Genomic DNA, 18,029 nt, shown 5'->3' on the forward strand with positions numbered 1-18,029 from the left:
TTCAATTGAACTGCATTCATCCTAGTCTTGTTTTCACATCGTCTCAACGGGTAAACTTTCGCAATTCGAACTGGAGTACGAAATATGTCTTTTGCCCAACGTTTAGCCACTTTGATTGGCGAAGAAAGCATCAGCGGATTTGCGCGACGCGTTGATGTGTCGGAATCGCTCATCCGAAAGTACCTAAAAGGCAGCGAACCTAGCCTAACCAAAGCCAATCAGATTGCGATGCGGGCAAACTGCTCTCTTGAATGGTTAGCGACGGGTTGCGGTTATCTCTACCGCCGAGCTGAAGTAGTGGATATGGATGCCTATAAATTGGCTTTCCAACACGTGATGAATGAAGAGCTGACAGAAGATAAAGAAGAGCTTCATCGAAAGCTCATTGCAGGGTACCAATACCTGCGCGCACATAAAAAGGCAGACGGATTTTTAGATGAATCCGCCATGGCGACATTTCTTGCTTTGCATAAAGAGACTAAAGCCGAGTAAGTCGCAACTCGATCATTTCGCCATCACTGCGTAAAGTAATGACTACGTGCGGTGATGGCTCTGTAAACTCATCTGCTTTTACCCAAACCATCGACCTCTCAATCTCTGGCGGGTAGCGATTTATCAGCAACACCACTTCTTTGTCGACCTCTCCTGCAGATTTGTTTTTCAGCGACGCTGCGATATCGTATCGATCGTTGCCGATTGCTAAGCTTCGCATCACCAAACCATCTTTTCTTAGATGAAGAATGAGCTCACTCAGCGTTTGTCTCTGATACTCGGTTAAAAAGGAGAATTGCGCTTTCTTTTCTTCGAATACCACCTCGCCGTATAGCGTCTGCTGATAGTAGGAAAACTCATCTAAACAGAAAGAACGGCCGAGATTTTCTGTCTCGCCAATCTGCACATCACACGGATACCAGTTCCCATCATATTGAATCTGTTCACTCAGTTTCTGGTACGGCGTAGAAGACAAGACTTCTTGCCACCAGCGTTGCGAAGCCAATGAAGAAAAGGATGCCGCGACACAGCAGGAAAATAGCAAAGTTCGAGAAGCAAATCGCATGGTGTGTTTAAAGTTAAAACGTAAAACAACGACCTTAACGCTAGGCTTGGATTTATCAAAGAGAATAATTTAGAGGCGAGTACGAAAATGTTATCTAGCAGACATTAAGAAGGCGCACTCTTGCGTGCGCCTCTACCTCGTTACTCAATCGTGAGTTTGCGAATCGATGATGTCTATTGATGCATCCCGAACATAAAACGAGGACTTGCTGTAGGGTTTGAATCCATCCAAATTGTGTGTAAAACCTCACATCCCTCCTTCTGAAGCAGTCATGTTGCTTTACACTTAAAGCATGGTTCATTTTGCTCAGAAAACAAGTTTTTTTATATCAAAAAACCGCCAAATATGAGAGCAATAGCACAATCCTAAATAATGGTTGTCGTCGAGATTCTTCGAACACTCAATAGTGGAAAGCTAAATTGCATCTTTACTGATTAGGTCTAGACTCTCCGAAGCGTATACTTTCGTTCTTCCTTTCCACAAGCTTCAGGAGAATTTGTTAATGACCAAACGAGAGAGAATTGTGAAATCTGTGTTAGCGCACGTACCGAAAGATGCGATTAACCAGTTTGTCTCTCGAGGGTCCACACCATTTTCTGTCCTGATTATGGCCGCCATCGTCGGCACATTAGCTGGTTTCGTCGGTACTTACTTCGAACTTGCGGTTCATTTTGTTTCTGAAACCCGTACCGAATGGCTGAGAAGCGAAATCGGTAGCGTACTTCCTCTTTGGCTTGCTGCGGTGCTGATCAGCGCGTTGCTTGCTTTTATTGGCTACTTTCTTGTTCACCGCTTTGCCCCTGAGGCGGCGGGCTCAGGTATCCCTGAAATTGAAGGCGCGATGGACAACATTCGCCCTGTGCGTTGGTGGCGAGTCCTGCCGGTAAAATTCTTCGGCGGCATGGGCGCACTTGGCTCTGGTATGGTGCTCGGTCGTGAAGGCCCAACGGTGCAAATGGGCGGTGCTGTCGGTCGAATGGTGACCGATATTTTCCGCGTTAAAGATGACGATACTCGCCATTCCCTACTCGCTTCTGGTGCTGCTGGCGGTTTGGCTGCGGCTTTTAATGCACCGCTTGCGGGGATCATGTTCGTAGTTGAGGAAATGCGACCTCAGTTTCGCTACTCGCTCATCTCGATTCGTGCCGTGATCATTTCTGCCATTATGGCGAACATTGTGTTCCGCGCCATCAATGGTCAAGACGCCGTAATCACCATGCCGCAATATCAATCCCCAGCGCTACAAACGTTGTGGTTGTTCCTATTACTTGGCGCACTGTTTGGCGTGTTTGGCGTGATTTTCAACAAACTGATTACAGTGGCGCAAGACAGCTTTGTTGCTATTCATAAAAACGACCGTAAACGTTACCTGATCACGGGCTCTATTTTGGGCGGCGTATTTGGCCTGCTGTTGCTTTACGTACCTCAATTAACGGGCGGGGGTATTGCACTTATTCCCGATGTCACAACAGGTAACTACTCAATCTCTATTTTAGTGCTGCTGTTTATTGGTCGCGTGGTCACAACTTTGCTTTGCTTTGGCTCTGGCGCACCAGGCGGTATTTTCGCGCCAATGCTCGCGCTGGGCACACTATTTGGATACGCATTTGGCGCAAGCGCAGATGTTCTATTGCCAACGCTTGATATAGAACCTGGCGTCTTTGCGATTGCAGGAATGGGAGCTCTGTTCGCTGCGACAGTTCGCGCGCCTATCACTGGTATTTTGTTGGTGATCGAAATGACCAACAACTACTATCTGATTCTTCCGCTAATCATTACCTGTCTAGGAGCGGTGATTGTCGCACAGTTGCTTGGTGGACAACCTATTTACAGCCAGTTGCTGCATCGTACGCTTAAAAATGACAAGCTACGTCAACAAGATCTCCCTGAAAATCAGGCCTCCTAGGCAACTTAAAGCACTCAGGCTCCAAACCTACTTGTAAGTATCACGAATGTTTGGAGCCTGCATTTCTATAATTTTGCAACGGTTCGCAAATATTCGATACCAAACTCACAAAATTCTCATTCTCTGATATTTACCCATCATGTTTAGGCGTCATCGCCTGTTAAACTTGTTAATATTCGCGCCATAAAATAGAGCAATTGTTCCACTCAAATCCGCCCATTACAGGCCAAAATGAGTCAACAATTGCGTAAAACATGCGTTGAAAATTTGCGTTTCGCAATGCAAGGCAGCAGCAGACTAAGATGAAGAGAATCAACGATCTGATTCCACGCCGTTCGCGATTTTCACACGCAAAGCAGCCAAAGATAATTTGGTTTTAAACATCACTTTTCGTTTCATTCGGGCAAAATCAATTCGGAGTAGATTTGAACTGGAAAAGACTTGTGCAGTTTTATAGTGTCCCGCCTTCTCAAGCGGCGCTGGCACTGGGTATGATCGGGCTTGGCCAAGCGTGGGCGCTCTATGTTCCCGATATTGGTACGCCAATTCGTCCTTTTCTGGCTTCATTTGGCGCGTTATTGCTCGCTCCCGTTCTGATTAAGTACGCCACCAATCCTCGCCTATTTATGGCGGATATTAAGCACCCGTTAAGTGGTAGCTTAATGGCACCAATGAGTATGGCATTATTGATCCTGACCGATTATCTCGCGTCGGTTTCACCACTCATTGCCTATCCCCTTTGGTGTTTAGCTGTGCTGCTGCATTTTACAATGATGGTGCTGTTTTTTGGCTTCCAGCTCATGAACTTCAAAATGTCGAACATCGTCCCGAGCTGGTTCCTCTACCCTGTTGGATTAATCAGTAGCTCATTGGCTGGTTCGCAATTCGGTCATAATCTATTTTCCGAAACCCTCGCGATCATGTGTATCGGCATTTACTTCTTTATGCTGCCACTGGTGTTGTATCGCTTGGTGTTTTTTGGCTCGCTGCCAAGACGAGCAAGACCAACACTCGCAATTATGGCCGCGCCAGTTAACTTGTCACTGGCAGCTTATTTAGTGAATTTTCCCCAACCCGACCCTATTCTGACGGGCGCGTTGGCGGGAATCGCGATCACAATGACGCTACTGATCTACTTATGTTATTTCCGCTTACTTCGATTGAAGTTCCAACCCTCGATTGCAGCGGTGACTTTTCCTTCAGTCATCAGCGCCATTGCGATGCACCGATTAACCTCTTTTTTCGCACAATCTCATCCTCAATGGCATTGGTTACACGATTTCGGCTTTTTAGAACTCAGTATCGCGACCGTATTGGTCGTTTGGGTATCGGCAGGTTATGTGAAAATGTACTGGCCAGAAATTGTAAGAACCCCGACCAAACAAGCATAAAAAACGGCCTCACTAAGAGGCCGTTTTTTATCACTATCAACAAAGTATTAACCCGTAAACTTCGCCATGAAGTTACCGACGTTAGTCAAACTCGATGCAGCCATCACGATAACAATCGCTGCTCCAGTTAGCGTTAAGTACATTGGGTGTTGGTAGTCACCGACGATATCTTTGCGTTTTGTCGCAACTAAGACGGTACCCAAAACGATAGGAAGGATAATACTGTTCACTAAACCCGCGAGCATAAGTAAAAGAATTGGCATGTCCATGGTAACCGTGCCTAGCGAGGTTAGGATAATGAAACCGACACACCACGCTTTTTCATTTCGCGCTACAACGGGGAAAAGCGTCTTAATTAATGAGATAGCCATGTAAGAGTTACCCACCACCGACGTGATGGAAGCCACAAACAGTACTAAGCCAAAGATGAAGTAACCAAGCTGGCCAGCACCTTGACGGAAAGCGTCGGCTGCCGGGTTAGCTGAATCCAACGTTGCGCCTGTCGCGATAACACCAAATACAGCTAAAAACAGTAAGACGCGAATAATCACCGCAATAGAGATACCAGCCCACGCCGTTGAAGTGATGGAAGGTACGTTCTCTTTACCTTTCAAGCCGATGTCCACTAGGCGTTGTGCACCCGTGTAGTAGCCGCCAACTGCGCCGCCAACGATAGTCAATGTAGGCAGAAGCAAGCTTCCAACATCCATAGGCATCACCGCTGCACTTAGTGTCTCTCCCATCGGAGGTAAGCTCGTCATTGCCACGTATGCGATCAGAACAATCATGAACAAGCCAAGGTAGCGAGCCATTTGGTCCATTCGTTTGGAGGCGTTATGAACCACAAACAGCAAACAGCCGACCACACCAGTAAACAGCGCACCCCAAGTCGTGTCCACGCCCGTTAACACATTAATGCCTAACGCCGCGCCACTTACGTTGCCAAAGTTAAACGCCACAGCTCCAAGCGCAAGGAGAATACCGACACCATAACCCATACCCGGCGCCACTTTGTTCGCAATGTCTTGGATTCGCATGCCAGAAACGCCCACAATGCGCCACAAGTTCATCACGATACCAAACGTGATAAAGATCGAAGCCAATACTGGAAACGCCATGTCGACTTTGTAGATGTTCGTGAAGACAGCAGTTTGAGTCAAAAAGCCTGGGCCAACAGAGGTCGTCGCCATCAAAAACGCGACACTTAGCATGGCTTTCTTTTGCCAACTGGTTTCTGTTACAGGAGCGGAAATGGAAGAGGTGCTGATAGTGCTTTGTGTAGTCATGCCAAGTCTCAAATTTGTTGTCTTTCTATTATTAGAAAAAAAGAAAGACAACTGACCGAGATCAGCTGAACTTAGAGAGATATCTCTTTTCAAAACAAACGATTACACGTTGTAGCCGTTCATTGGGCGCATATACTAAGAGCAACGAATGTGACTGTCAACACACAATTGCATAAATATTATTTATTGCGACTCACTTACCCATGATTCAGGTATAAAAAAGGATGGCACGTTGCCATCCTCTCTCAAATCTATACTTCGCTTTGACTAGCGTAAACCATGCAGAAACTCAGCGCGAGTGGCTGGGTTGCTCTTAAAAATACCACCTAATGCAGTGGTTGTCGTTTCGCTGGTTGCATCCATAACACCACGTGATTTCACGCAGTAATGCGTCGCGTCGATAGTCACGGCCACATCGTCAGACTCAAGCAATGTTTGCAAAGCAACTAGGATTTGCTGTGTCATACGCTCTTGAACTTGAGGACGTTGCGCGAAGAAACGGACAATGCGGTTGATCTTAGAGAGACCAATAATTTTACCACGAGGGATATACGCAACGGCCGCTTTGCCGTCGATCGTGACAAGATGGTGTTCACACGTGCTGGTTACGGTGATGTCTTTCACGCGAACCATTTCACTTACGTTCATCTTGTTTTCAATAACCGTGATTTTTGGGAAGTTGGAGTAATCCAAACCAGAGAAAATCTCGTCCACGTACATTTTTGCAATGCGATGTGGCGTCTCTTCTAGGCTGTCATCCGTAAGGTCGAGTTGAAGCAGGGTTAGGATCTCACGCATGTGGTGCTCGATCTTTTCTTTCTTCTCTTCACGGCTCACGGCATTAGGACGCATTGGTGTTTCTAAACCGCGTTGCTCTAGCGCTTCTTTTACTAACTTCGCTGACTCGCTAAGACCTGACATTCCACTTCCTCTTTTGTAACTACCACTCTCGGTGTGAAATACAATTGCAGTGTTTTCATCCCGTTAGTGTCTAAGTTGCTCAGTTAGATGTTCATATCGCCAAGGCACATAACAAGAATACACTGAGCCGTTTTCTTTAGTTCCGATAGGCGTTTACCCCTTTCGGATGGGTGACAAGGATACTCGGATTTTTGAATAATTACACCCATATTTTATAGGTGGACATTCTTACCAAGTCCGATTTTATGGTAGAGTTGCCACAAAACAAAAGAACATAGGATTATCTCAATGGGCTGCTGCGACGCACCTGGCTTGATGCCAATTGAAGAAGCGATGGACAAAATGTTATCGCGCATCAAACCTATCCAAACGACACTTTCTCTTCCTCTTGCTGATGCTCTGGGTTTTGTACTGGCCGAAGACGTTTTATCGCCAATTCACGTACCGCCTTTTGACAACTCAGCAATGGACGGTTATGCAATCCGTATTCAAGATTTAGAAGCGTCGACTGTATTGCCGATGGTGGGCAAATCCTTTGCGGGCCAACCTTTTGAAGGTGAATGGCCAACAGGCACTTGTGTTCGAATCATGACTGGCGCGAAAATTCCGGAAGGTTGCGACGCCGTTATCATGCAAGAAAACACGACCGTGACCGAAGCGGGTATCCAGTTCAACCAAACGGATGTGAAGCCTCAAAATAACATCCGCCCAACTGGTGACGACATCAAGCAAGGCGATATCGTATTAGCAAAAGGCGCGCGCCTAACACCACGCGATATTCCAATGATTGCTTCTCTTGGCGTAAGCCATGTCACTGTTGTGCGTAAACCGAAGGTGGCATTTTTCTCGACAGGTGATGAACTTAAACCATTAGGTGATCCACTCGAAGCAGGTCAAATCTACGACAGCAACCGTTACGGCATTAAACCGCTTATCGAAAACTTTGGCTGTGAAGCGATTGATCTTGGCATTATCCCTGACTGCCCAGAAACATTAAAAGCGACGTTTGAAAAAGCACAAACGCTCGCAGATGTAGTTGTCACCTCTGGCGGCGTCAGTGTTGGCGAAGCAGACTACACCAAGGACATTCTAGAACAACTTGGGGAAATCGGTTTCTGGAAACTGGCAATCAAGCCGGGTAAACCTTTCGCATTTGGTAAGTTAAGTACAGCTTGGTTCTGCGGTCTACCGGGTAACCCTGTATCTGCTGTGCTAACCATGTACGTACTTGTTCAACCAATGTTGGCGAAATTGGCTGGCCATACTGAATGGAAAGCACCAGAGTCTATCCCTGCTACGACAAAAACTGCATTTAAGAAAGCGCCGGGCCGCACGGACTACCAACGTGGCATCTACACGCTAGAAGATGGCAAATTTGTCGTTGAAACTACTGGCAACCAAAGTTCTGGTGCCTTCCGCTCAATGAGTTTGGCAAACTGCTTTGTGGTGTTGGAACGTGAGCGTGGCCGCGTAGAAGTTGGTGAAACGGTTCAAATCCAACTGTTTAACTCAACGTTATACTAGGAACGTGCCGTGGATATTCTTTCCGATCAGGAGATGCTGCGCTATAACCGCCAGATCATTCTTCGCCAGTTCGATTTCGAAGGGCAAGAAGCGCTCAAACAAAGCTCCGTGCTTATTTTGGGTGCGGGCGGTTTAGGCTGTGCTTCTAGCCAATACCTCGCCACAGCAGGTGTCGGCCGTATTACGCTCATCGATGACGACATTGTAGAGCTCTCTAATTTGCAGCGCCAAGTATTACACCACGACACAGATATCGGCCGCAAAAAGGTGGATTCTGCCGCCGATGCGCTGCGAGAACTTAACCCCCACATCGAGGTAAACACCGTTGCCAAACGTCTCGATGATGCTCAACTTCAAGCTTTGATTGAACAACACACTGTGGTAGTTGATGCGTCTGATAACGTCGACACTCGTAACCAACTGAACCGCCTCTGCTTTGCAACGAAAACTCCACTTATCTCTGGTGCGGCAATTCGTATGGAAGGTCAAGTGAGTGTGTTTACGTACGACGATCCAACTCAACCTTGTTACCAGTGCTTGAGCGCACTATTTGGTAGCGGTGCACTAAGCTGCGTTGAAGCTGGTGTAATGGCACCAGTGGTCGGGATTGTGGGCGCTGTACAAGCGATGGAAACCATTAAGGTGATCGCAAATTACGGCCAGCCAAAGAAAGGGAAAATCCTTATTCTCGATGCGCTCAGCATGTCGTGGCGAGAAATGAACTTGATGAAAATGCCGACCTGCCCTGTTTGTGGTTAAGTAACGCATTCGCTCCCGTGTCAATCGATTCTCAAAAAGCTCAACGCAACGTTGGGCTTTTTTCTTATTCTGAGATTCAAAATTAAAACCTCGAACTTTTAGCTGTCAATACCCATCAAAAACAGACACTTAAGAATTGGCACGCTCCTTTCATTGCATATAAAACAAATCAATGAGAGGGCGAATCATGAAAAGAACATCACTAATACTCGGATCACTGTTCGTAAGCGCTTATGCGAATGCGGCGCCTTTCGACACTTGTCCGAGCAAAGCGTATTTATTCCAATCGACCCCCGTTCAAGTTTATGGCGTCAATCTGGTTACGGGTTCCACAACTTTATTAGCTGACGATGTGGGTTTGGCATCAGGGATCAATGCCGTCGGGTTCAACTTCACCGACAGATACATTTATGGCTACGATACAACCAACTTGAAAATCGTCCGTTTAGGGAAAGACTTTCAAGCAGAAACACTGAATGTCGCTGGTTTGCCTAGCCATACGTTTTTTGTTGGCGATGTTTATAATCACGTTTACTACTTATATCGCAAAGGAAAAGGATTATTTTCCATTGATTTATCACCGTTAGATACCGATCCAAATGCGACGCTAACACTTACGCAAATTACCGCGACCGCAAACGTCAACTTGACGGATTTTGCCTTTCATCCTGGCGACGGTTCGCTTTACGGAATCGACAACAACTCCGGCATTCTCTACAAATTCAATACTGCAAACGGCCAAGCCACTATGATTGGAGATACGGGCGAAACCGGTACCTTTGGTGCGGGCTATTTTGACGTCAACGGCAATTACTACGTTTCCCGCAATCAAGACGGAAAAATCTACCGTATTAATTTGTCAGCGGACAACGCTTCAAACATCAACGCGGGCATTGTCCCAGCGGTTGAGTTTGTCTCGAACGGCCCGAGTTCAAGCCAAAATGACGGTGCACGCTGCGCCAACGCGCCAGTTATTGATGAAGATGACCCAATCGATTTTGGCGATGCTCCAGACAGTTACCACACGCTTCTTTCCTCAAACGGTCCACGACACGAAATCGATGGTGTGACATGGCTTGGTGTCATTGCGCCTGATGGCGATTCAGATGGACAAATCGCACCTTCTGGCGACAATAAAGTTGGTACCGCAGACGAAGATGGTGTTGGCTTTGTTGCCGCACTCGATCCAGGTTTGAGTTCACTGGTGAATGTGACAGCGTCTACTTCTGGCTACTTATCCGCTTGGTTTGACTGGAACCGAGACGGTGATTTTGCAGATGAAGGTGAACAAGTATTTACAGACCAGTTACTCGCAGCAGGAAACAACACACTTCCATTTATCGTCTCTGAATTGGCAACCGCAGGACCAAGTTGGAGCCGATTCCGCTTTAGTCAACAAACAGGGCTCAAATACGATGGCGGCTCAACCTCCGGCGAAGTGGAAGATCATCCAATCACTATCACCGAAAATGGCGTATCTGTTCAGCATTTCCCAAGTGCAGAAGGCTACGCAACGGTAGCGTTTGAGGATAACTGGCCATACACCGCAGACTACGACATGAACGACGTCGTCATTCAGTTCCGAATCACAGAAACGCGTATGGAAGGTGTGGTCGAGAACATTCAAATCACCGGTGACCTCGCCGCTTACGGTGCAGGATACAAAAATGGCTTTGCTATTCGTTTACCGGGCATAGCAAAAGCAAGCATCGAGAATGGCTTAACTACCCTGTCGTTTAACGGCGTTCAACAAGCAAGCAATGGATTGGAAACTATCTCGGAAGAGGCCATTTTCATCATCAGCGATGATCTCAGCCAATACACGCAAAGCAATTGTACCTACTTCCGAACTCAATCAGGATGTGATGACAACGTTGCTTTCTCTTTTACGTTGACGGTTTATTTTAAGGAAGGCTCCGACCGCTCTGGCTTACAAGCCATGCCTTACGACCCATTTATCTTTGCAACACCAAACACTTACCACGGTGACGGTATTACCTTCCAACCAGGCCGAAAATGGGAAGTACACCTACCGGATCAAGCGCCAACCGAGCAGTTTGATGATACCAACTTATATGGACTCGGGGTTGATGCAAGTGATCCTGTACAAGGTACTTACTTCAAAACCAGCAACAACCTACCTTGGGCTCTGCTGATTGTTGAGGACTGGGAGTGGCCATTGGAAAACGTAGACTTGGTTGACGCGTATCCACAATTTGCCACTTACGCTGAATCAGTCGGCAGTCAAAATGCTAACTGGCATGCCTCACCAAAAGCAAACAAATGCTACATTCCATAGGAGACCACATTATGAAAAATTTAATCACAATCATCATGGGATTAGCGTTAACAGCCTGCGGCGGTGGAGGTGGCGGCGGTGATAAAAGCGGTGACAGCTCAACGCCTCCACCAACTCAGACCACCATCGTGGTCGAAGAACCAAGCATGCAAACGCTGAACGTACCAGATGGCTACGACTACGATCCGATCGTCGCTCGTGCTCTATCTGTTGACATTAGTGGCTACTCTTCACAACGCGCGCACCTTAGTGTCTATAAAGAGTATCAAGAGATGACTTCAGGTACCTATCAAGCGAAATACGCAAGCAAAGTAGCTTCTGAAGCACTCATCAACGGAAAAGCCGAAATGAATTTTCCGGTCTCCGATAGCCAAGGAAATCTATTAGTCGAAGTTTGGTTTTATGACGGTTCAGACCCCGTGCAGCACGTGATATCAGCAGAAGATTCATCTTGGCGCCTGTAAGCATTAATGTCATGAATAGCAAACAAACCTAAACCTCTTAGAGATGTTAAATATCAGCAAAAATCGCATCGTTCTTTGAACATGCGATTTTTTTATTGTAAAACAATAGGCTTACGCTAGCCTAAACGGGTGGAACTCAACTTGGATAACCCCAAAACTTACAGTTTGGTCCTCATCGGTTCGATTGCTCTGCTCCTTTTACTTTTGTGGGGCTCACCCACCAGCGAAAAAACCTTATCAGCGACCATCATCAACAACACTTTGACTCAGTCTTTAGACGGGCAACGACGTTACCTGACGATAGATGCTCCTGATATCGAACAACAACGCGTCGCCGTTCCGATAACAACTGATTGTGCGATCGGTTCGACAGCCACATTTAGGCAAGCGACAAGCTCAACTTTTGAACCATCACTTTCATTCGTCAGCTGTAACTAGAACAGTGGTCACTCCCACGACAAGAAGGATTTAGCAATGCAAGCATTGATCAGTGCAAAAGAACTCCATGCCCTACTCGACCAACCAAATGTAAAGCTTTTAGACGCAAGCATTAGCTTTCAAATTCCTTCTGAAAGCAAAAAAATCACCGATAAATGGATTCCAAACACTTACCGTTTTGATTACGACAATGACTTTTGTCTGCCTGATACCTCTTTGCCGCACATGATGCCAACCGAAGCAGGATTTAATGCAAGCGCGCAAAAGCTTGGGCTAAATAACGAGGACTTGATCATCGTTTATGACAACTCAGGTACGCTTGCTTCACCACGCGCATGGTGGATGCTCAAAGCGATGGGACACGAGAACGTCAAAGTACTTAATGGTGGACTTCCAGCTTGGATAGAAGCGGGATTGCCCGTCGTAGATTCGCTCGCAAAACCTGAACAATTAGGAAATTTTTCGGGAAAATTAAATAAAAATGCATTTTTGGACGCAAATGCAGTATTAGAGTACTCAAACAATTGCAGTGCGCATATTGTTGATGCTCGCTCACGAGCGCGCTTTTTTGGTGAAGTGCCTGAGCCAAGAGAAGGATTGCGCAGTGGCCATATTCCAAACTCGTTGTGCCTGCCTTTTCAAGAACTGCTGGATAACGGTTACATCAAACCGAACTCAGAATTGAAACAAGCATTTAGCGAACTGTCGCTATATAATGACAATTCAATCATTTTCAGCTGTGGCTCAGGTGTGACTGCCTGTATTTTATTGTTGGCAGCTCATCAACTAGGCTTACGCAACTTATCTGTTTATGACGGTTCATGGACAGAATGGGGTGCAGACTGCTCACTGCCAATTACGCGTTAAGCTAGGGGTTATCAAAACAATATGGTCGGATTAAAGAAGAACATTTGGACTCTTTACATGATGCTGCTCACCGTCAGTATCGTGACATTTTCGCTATTCGGCTATTACCACTACCAAGCAACGTTAGACAAATACAAAGACAAACAGCTCCTACAATTGGAGCTGTTTGCTTCCTCCGTTGAGTCACTTTTAAAAGGGCAAGAATCGCTGCTAGAAGTCGTTGGTCATCAACTGGTGGAGCAAAATAGCTTCACTCGTACCGCGGCCATTCAAACTCGCCCAATGTTAGATAAACTTCTCAACATTCATCCGGCGATCATCGGTTTTGGCTTGACCAATCCCAACGGTGACTACATTTCCGTTAGCTCGAACTTGATTTTGGAAAAGCTACACAATCTCAAGCAAGATCCGCTGACCAGAGAGACCTTCTTTGAAGCGTTGAACTCCGATCGCATGGTGATCGGCAGAACCTACTTTATGGAAGCGCAAGATTCGTTAGTTATTCCTATTCGCAAAGCGATTCCAGATAAAAATGGCGTAGTACAAGCGGTAATGACGGCTGGCTTTAACATGAATACGTCGTCAGTGTTTCGTAACGACATTCATGCTAATGAACACAATCGCGTGTCCCTAATTAGAAACGACGGCTACCTTACGTTTAGCTCATCTGAAGACACCACGATCAAGGACTATCAAAAGCCCGCCGATGATTTAAATAAACAAGCCTTATTGGATCAAATCCAGCAAGACTACGGCTGGGATGCCGACCAAGTAAAACAGCTAACCCGAGCAATCAATGTCGTCGTCGATACCCAACGTTTGAATGAATTAATCACACTCAAATACCTTCCTGATTATGGCTTATGGGCGGCGTCGTCGACCGATTTGGGCTTCATCAAGCGCGGCTTTTACAGCCAATTTGCGTTTTACTGCATCGTCTTTCTGATCGTTCAAGCAGCGTTTTATGCGCTGTTTCGCTCAATCGCTAACAATGAACACGAAACCAAAGAGCGTTTGCTTTACCAAGCTTGTCATGATCATCTAACTCGCCTACCTAATCGTGAGTATTTACGTTCCAACATTCAACGTTGGATGTGTGGCAGCAGTAACCCGTTCACCTTAATGTTCATTGATATCGATAACTTCAAATCGGTCAATGACACACACGGCCACGAATTTGGTGACGAAGTTCTAAAACAGATCTCGACTCGCCTTAACCACTTTTCGGGCGAAGGTCGTTTGATCGTCCGTGAGGCAAGCGACGAGTTCATCTTTATCGTTAATCGAACTGATGAAGAGACCATCAAAGATCTAGCAACCGAGCTGATTCAAACGCTTTCCAAACCATATAACGTTAGCGATAACCAGTTTCTGCTCAGTTGCAGCATTGGGATTGCGTTCTACCCAATGCACGGCGACAACTTAGACGCGCTGCTGCTTTCTGCAGATATCGCCATGTATCAAGCGAAGAAACAGCGTAATGCGTACAGTCTGTTTAATCAGGAGATGCAAGCAAGTCATCTGCACAAGATGAAAGTCGAGCAACGTCTGAGGCTTGCGATTGAGAAGCAAACGCTGTTTATGGCCTATCAACCGCAGTTAAACATCAATGGCAAGATTTATGGTGTTGAGGCGCTTGTTCGTTGGGAAGACGAAGAACTGGGCAAAGTGCCACCTAACGAGTTTGTTCCTGTCGCTGAAAGCTCAGGTTTGATGGTGCGATTGGGTGAGTTGATCATCGAAAAGAGCCTTGAAGATATGGGCTTACTGACAACCCATCTTGCCACCCCAATTCAGATGTCGATCAATATTTCCGTCAAGCAGTTCCTGCACGCCAAATTTATAGAGCGCTTGATGGCGGCGATGGACAAATACCATCTTGATTGCAATAGAATCACGTTAGAAATTACCGAGAACTTGTTTATCGAAGATCTAGAAAAGTTCTCTCCGACTTGCGAGCGCTTGCACGCTTTGGGCTTTAAGATTTCATTGGATGATTTCGGAACGGGCTACTCGTCACTAAGCATGTTGAGAACATTGCCGATTGATGAAGTTAAAATTGACAAGAGCTTTGTCGACAATATTGAGCACGATAAAAAAGCGCTGAATATGGTGAAAAACATCATCGCTATTGGCAAAAACTTCGAAATGAAAGTCTTAGCTGAAGGGGTCGAAACGCAACGCCAACGCGACCAACTAGAAGCGTGTGGCTGTGATTTGATTCAAGGTTATTTATACTCCAAGCCACTCTCTTTTGACCAACTTGTTAGCTTTGTGAAAGACAATAAAGAAGAAAAAGCCATCATAGATTAACGATGGCTTTAGTGATGTCGGTTTTAAACCACGATTTCCGTTTATTTCCGCATTTCTTGGTACATCACCTCAACAAGCTCGCCTTTCGGGTCGCCCGACAATTCCCAAGTAAAAATGCCACCTAAGTTCGCCTGTTTCGCCCAATTTGCTTTGGCTTTGATCGAGCGTTGATCTTCGTAAGAGATAAAAACTTTCTTTTCAGGATTCCACAAGTACGGCGCTTGGGATTGCTCATCATAGTTGTACTCGTAGCCCTGCTTCGCTCCATAGTTCTTCACTAAATCCCAGAACATGAAATAGCCGTTCTCACCCGTACCAAACTGCGCTCCTTGCTCGGATACGAGATCTTGCGTTGGTAAGCCACCCGAAAAATCTTTAGTACCTTGCCAGCCACGCCCATAAAATGCAGCGCCAATCACCAGTTTTTCACTTGGAATACCCAGCTCGATCATTTGGTTGATGAACACGTCTGCGCCCATGCCCCACCAGCTTCGCTCTGTCGCGTGCAAGTTGGTAGTATGGCCAGTTTGTTGCCCCCACCCACCAAGGAAGTCATATGTCATCGCAAACATGTTGGTTAGGTACGGTTCTGCTGCTTTCCAATCAATACCTGCCGCTTTTGGACCAACGCCTACCGCCGTAGAAAGCTCGTATTCACGTTTGGTTTGATTTGTGAGTTCATCTAACTCTGCACGCATGGTTTTCACCAAGTAGGTAAACGCCTCACGCTCAGACGCTTTTTGTTCATCAGAAAGCTTGGTATCTGGGTTCCAAGGCGACGTTGTTAAACCGCCACCGCCTGGGTATTCCCAATCCAAATCAATGCCATCAAAGAAATCATATTGAGCAATCAACTCAACGGCACTTTTTGAGAATTGATCCATCGCTTGTTTGTTTTTCGCCATAGCATGGAACGGTTCAGACATTGTCCAACCACCAAAAGAAGGAAGAATTTTGAGATCAGGATGTTGTTTCTTCATTTCGGCAAGTTGAGCGAAGTGACCTTTGTATGGCACCTTAACTGAGACAGCGCCAAAGTTCTTTTCCAGTGCCGCTTCGGTATCGACAATGATCGCCGTATAGGGATCTTTTCCTTCGCATTGTTTAGCTACTAGGTTTTGCACCGTTTCAGAGGCACCGGTATGAGGACCGCACATACTGAGAAACGCGTAAATCACATGCGTCAGTTTATCGGCGGGAATATCTTTCACCGTGTATGGGTTTTCTGCATTCGCGTACTGCCAATCCGCAAAGTAACCCGCTACGACTTTTTGCTCGGCGTGCGCCGCACCAGTTATCCCCATAATTAGTGCAGCAAGAAGTGTCTTTTTCATTGTTTTCTCCAGAGTAGGTGTACAAATTTAAAGCTACTCCTAGAGAATATTTTTAACTTGAAAACGAAATCAGGCTGCGAGTCATTTATAAATCCTCGCAGCCTGATTACATAAGTTGCATATTATTTGTGCTAACTCTCAGATGCCGCGTTGCCGTGCATCTGCTCATCCAAGTTCAATACTGTCAAAGCGTTGCTTACACTGGTAGCAATCACGTCTATTGCACCGGTACGTAACGCACCAAGTAATGCAAGCGGTTTACTGTTTTCAGCAGCGATAGCAATCACTTCTGCGATTGGCCGAAACTCTTCAATTCCAAGGCCAATGACACGGTCACTCATTACGGTGTTGGCAACGTTACCGTGAATATCAAAGAAGTCATAACCCGCAAAGTCCCCTACTACGCCTTGTTTTAGTCGAGATTGAACCACTTCATCTGGTGTAAACCACCCTAGATCGACCATATAGCTGTTTTCGCTCATATCACCAATACCGACTAAAGCGACATCGGCTTTACGTGCCAAATCGAGCGTTTGTTTGACGGTCGCATTCTGCATGAACGCCATTTTTTGCTCGCGGTTTTCTGCATAAGCCGGCGCGTAAAGCGTTTCGGACGTTCCGCCGTACTTTTTCGCTAACTGACGACAAATGTGGTCAGCATTGTACATACCACCACGTGGATGAATACCGCCGATACCACACACAAATTTGCAGTCTCGTGGGGTGATCACCCCAATATGATGAGCAACAGAAGAGACGTTACGCCCTTGTCCAACGGTCACCACCATGCCGTTTTTAAGCGTACTGGTGAGATAATTGGATACTAATCCCGATACCTGCAGTCGCTGCGCTTCTTCATTCGGCTGGTCAAGAGCGACAAGCGCGCGCTTTACGCCAAATCGCTCGATCAAACGTTGCTCAATCTTGGCGCTGAATACCGGGTGATATTTAACGGTGATTTCAACGATGCCTTCATCACGCGCTTGTTTGAGCATTCGCCCTACCTTCGCGCGTGAAATGGCAAATTTTCTCGATATCTCTTCCTGAGTCGCACCGTCCTGATAGTAGGCAACGGAGATCTCTGTCAACAAATCCGTGTTTTCAATGGAAATATCTTGGTTAGAACTGCTCATGTTTACTCTCGTCGTTTAAGAGGCCCGACATTGTATGCAATAAGTGAGCATCTGCTCATTGACTTAGCATATGTTCTCCATCAATTTAAACGCAACATTTGCTCACTGCAATAACATTTTCTCAGTGCGATTTTTTGCTATTTCTAACAACGCTCAAGCATTGAGCAATAAGGGCAAACGTTTATTTGGGTTAACCGCTAAACACACAGTAAAAAAACGTTGATGAAGTTCACTATAAGTCGATTTCACCGATTGACTTTCGGCATAGATAGGATAAATATGAACACATCATTTACTCAGCTATCGATCAAATGTTCATAGCATTTGTTCGGTAACG

At 46.1% G+C, this 18,029-nt stretch carries 15 protein-coding genes; 10 read left to right on the forward strand and 5 right to left on the reverse strand.

The window, feature by feature from the left end; translation table 11 throughout:
- Nucleotides 1-84 precede the first annotated feature (84 nt).
- Complete coding sequence (locus ACF8EG_RS03175; protein WP_023584812.1) at nt 85-492, forward strand: helix-turn-helix transcriptional regulator; 408 nt, start codon at nt 85-87, stop codon at nt 490-492.
- Here the strand turns inward: ACF8EG_RS03175 and ACF8EG_RS03180 are convergent.
- A complete protein-coding gene (locus tag ACF8EG_RS03180) occupies nt 479-1,057 on the reverse strand; it encodes a hypothetical protein (RefSeq protein WP_069506232.1) in 579 nt (192 codons plus the stop codon). The two genes, ACF8EG_RS03175 and ACF8EG_RS03180, sit on opposite strands and share 14 nt — an antisense overlap.
- A 502-nt stretch (nt 1,058-1,559) precedes the next feature.
- Between ACF8EG_RS03180 and clcA the strand changes: the two genes are divergently transcribed.
- Both clcA and ACF8EG_RS03190 read left to right on the forward strand, forming a co-directional pair.
- Complete coding sequence (clcA, locus tag ACF8EG_RS03185; RefSeq protein ID WP_005463563.1) at nt 1,560-2,963, forward strand: H(+)/Cl(-) exchange transporter ClcA; 1,404 nt, start codon at nt 1,560-1,562, stop codon at nt 2,961-2,963.
- Nucleotides 2,964-3,406: 443 nt separating this feature from the next.
- The gene (locus ACF8EG_RS03190) at nt 3,407-4,354 is read left to right on the forward strand and encodes a TDT family transporter (RefSeq protein ID WP_005499251.1); all 948 of its coding nucleotides are present in this window, start codon (nt 3,407-3,409) and stop codon (nt 4,352-4,354) included.
- 47 nt (nt 4,355-4,401) lie between these two features.
- Here ACF8EG_RS03190 and ACF8EG_RS03195 read toward each other — a convergent pair whose 3' ends face one another.
- Both ACF8EG_RS03195 and folE read right to left on the reverse strand, forming a co-directional pair.
- Nucleotides 4,402-5,640 carry an NRAMP family divalent metal transporter gene (locus ACF8EG_RS03195; RefSeq protein ID WP_021821828.1) on the reverse strand — a complete coding sequence of 413 codons (1,239 nt, stop codon included), beginning with the start codon at nt 5,638-5,640 and terminating at the stop codon, nt 4,402-4,404.
- Between the two features lie 267 nt (nt 5,641-5,907).
- On the reverse strand, nt 5,908-6,561 hold the full coding sequence (gene folE / locus ACF8EG_RS03200; protein ID WP_005477356.1) for a GTP cyclohydrolase I FolE: 654 nt from the start codon (nt 6,559-6,561) through the stop codon (nt 5,908-5,910).
- 288 nt (nt 6,562-6,849) lie between these two features.
- Here folE and moeA point away from each other — a divergent pair, with 288 nt between their 5' ends.
- The 7 genes from moeA (at nt 6,850) to ACF8EG_RS03235 (ending at nt 15,225) form a co-directional block, all read left to right on the forward strand.
- Nucleotides 6,850-8,085: a molybdopterin molybdotransferase MoeA gene (gene moeA, locus ACF8EG_RS03205; RefSeq protein ID WP_065764387.1), complete on the forward strand. Its 1,236-nt coding sequence runs from the start codon at nt 6,850-6,852 to the stop codon at nt 8,083-8,085.
- Between the two features lie 9 nt (nt 8,086-8,094).
- A complete protein-coding gene (moeB, locus tag ACF8EG_RS03210; protein ID WP_025632481.1) occupies nt 8,095-8,844 on the forward strand; it encodes a molybdopterin-synthase adenylyltransferase MoeB in 750 nt (249 codons plus the stop codon).
- Nucleotides 8,845-9,031: 187 nt separating this feature from the next.
- Nucleotides 9,032-11,143, forward strand: coding sequence for an LruC domain-containing protein (locus ACF8EG_RS03215; RefSeq protein WP_069506236.1), 2,112 nt, complete (start codon nt 9,032-9,034; stop codon nt 11,141-11,143).
- 11 nt (nt 11,144-11,154) lie between these two features.
- Complete coding sequence (locus tag ACF8EG_RS03220) at nt 11,155-11,607, forward strand: hypothetical protein (RefSeq protein ID WP_017447385.1); 453 nt, start codon at nt 11,155-11,157, stop codon at nt 11,605-11,607.
- A 141-nt stretch (nt 11,608-11,748) separates the two neighbouring features.
- Nucleotides 11,749-12,045, forward strand: a complete 297-nt coding sequence (locus ACF8EG_RS03225) for a hypothetical protein (RefSeq protein WP_031853989.1) — start codon at nt 11,749-11,751, stop codon at nt 12,043-12,045.
- A 36-nt stretch (nt 12,046-12,081) separates the two neighbouring features.
- The gene (locus ACF8EG_RS03230) at nt 12,082-12,912 is read left to right on the forward strand and encodes a sulfurtransferase (RefSeq protein WP_020841903.1); all 831 of its coding nucleotides are present in this window, start codon (nt 12,082-12,084) and stop codon (nt 12,910-12,912) included.
- 21 nt (nt 12,913-12,933) lie between these two features.
- Nucleotides 12,934-15,225, forward strand: a complete 2,292-nt coding sequence (locus ACF8EG_RS03235) for an EAL domain-containing protein (RefSeq protein ID WP_069506237.1) — start codon at nt 12,934-12,936, stop codon at nt 15,223-15,225.
- Nucleotides 15,226-15,266: 41 nt separating this feature from the next.
- Here ACF8EG_RS03235 and ACF8EG_RS03240 read toward each other — a convergent pair whose 3' ends face one another.
- Nucleotides 15,267-16,559: a glycoside hydrolase family 18 protein gene (locus ACF8EG_RS03240; protein WP_031853991.1), complete on the reverse strand. Its 1,293-nt coding sequence runs from the start codon at nt 16,557-16,559 to the stop codon at nt 15,267-15,269.
- A gap of 131 nt (nt 16,560-16,690) precedes the next feature.
- Complete coding sequence (locus ACF8EG_RS03245) at nt 16,691-17,692, reverse strand: sugar-binding transcriptional regulator (RefSeq protein ID WP_005463541.1); 1,002 nt, start codon at nt 17,690-17,692, stop codon at nt 16,691-16,693.
- Nucleotides 17,693-18,029 lie beyond the last annotated feature (337 nt).

The organism is Vibrio sp. YQ_11 (genome assembly GCF_043103065.1).
GTDB classification, from domain to species: domain Bacteria; phylum Pseudomonadota; class Gammaproteobacteria; order Enterobacterales; family Vibrionaceae; genus Vibrio; species Vibrio parahaemolyticus.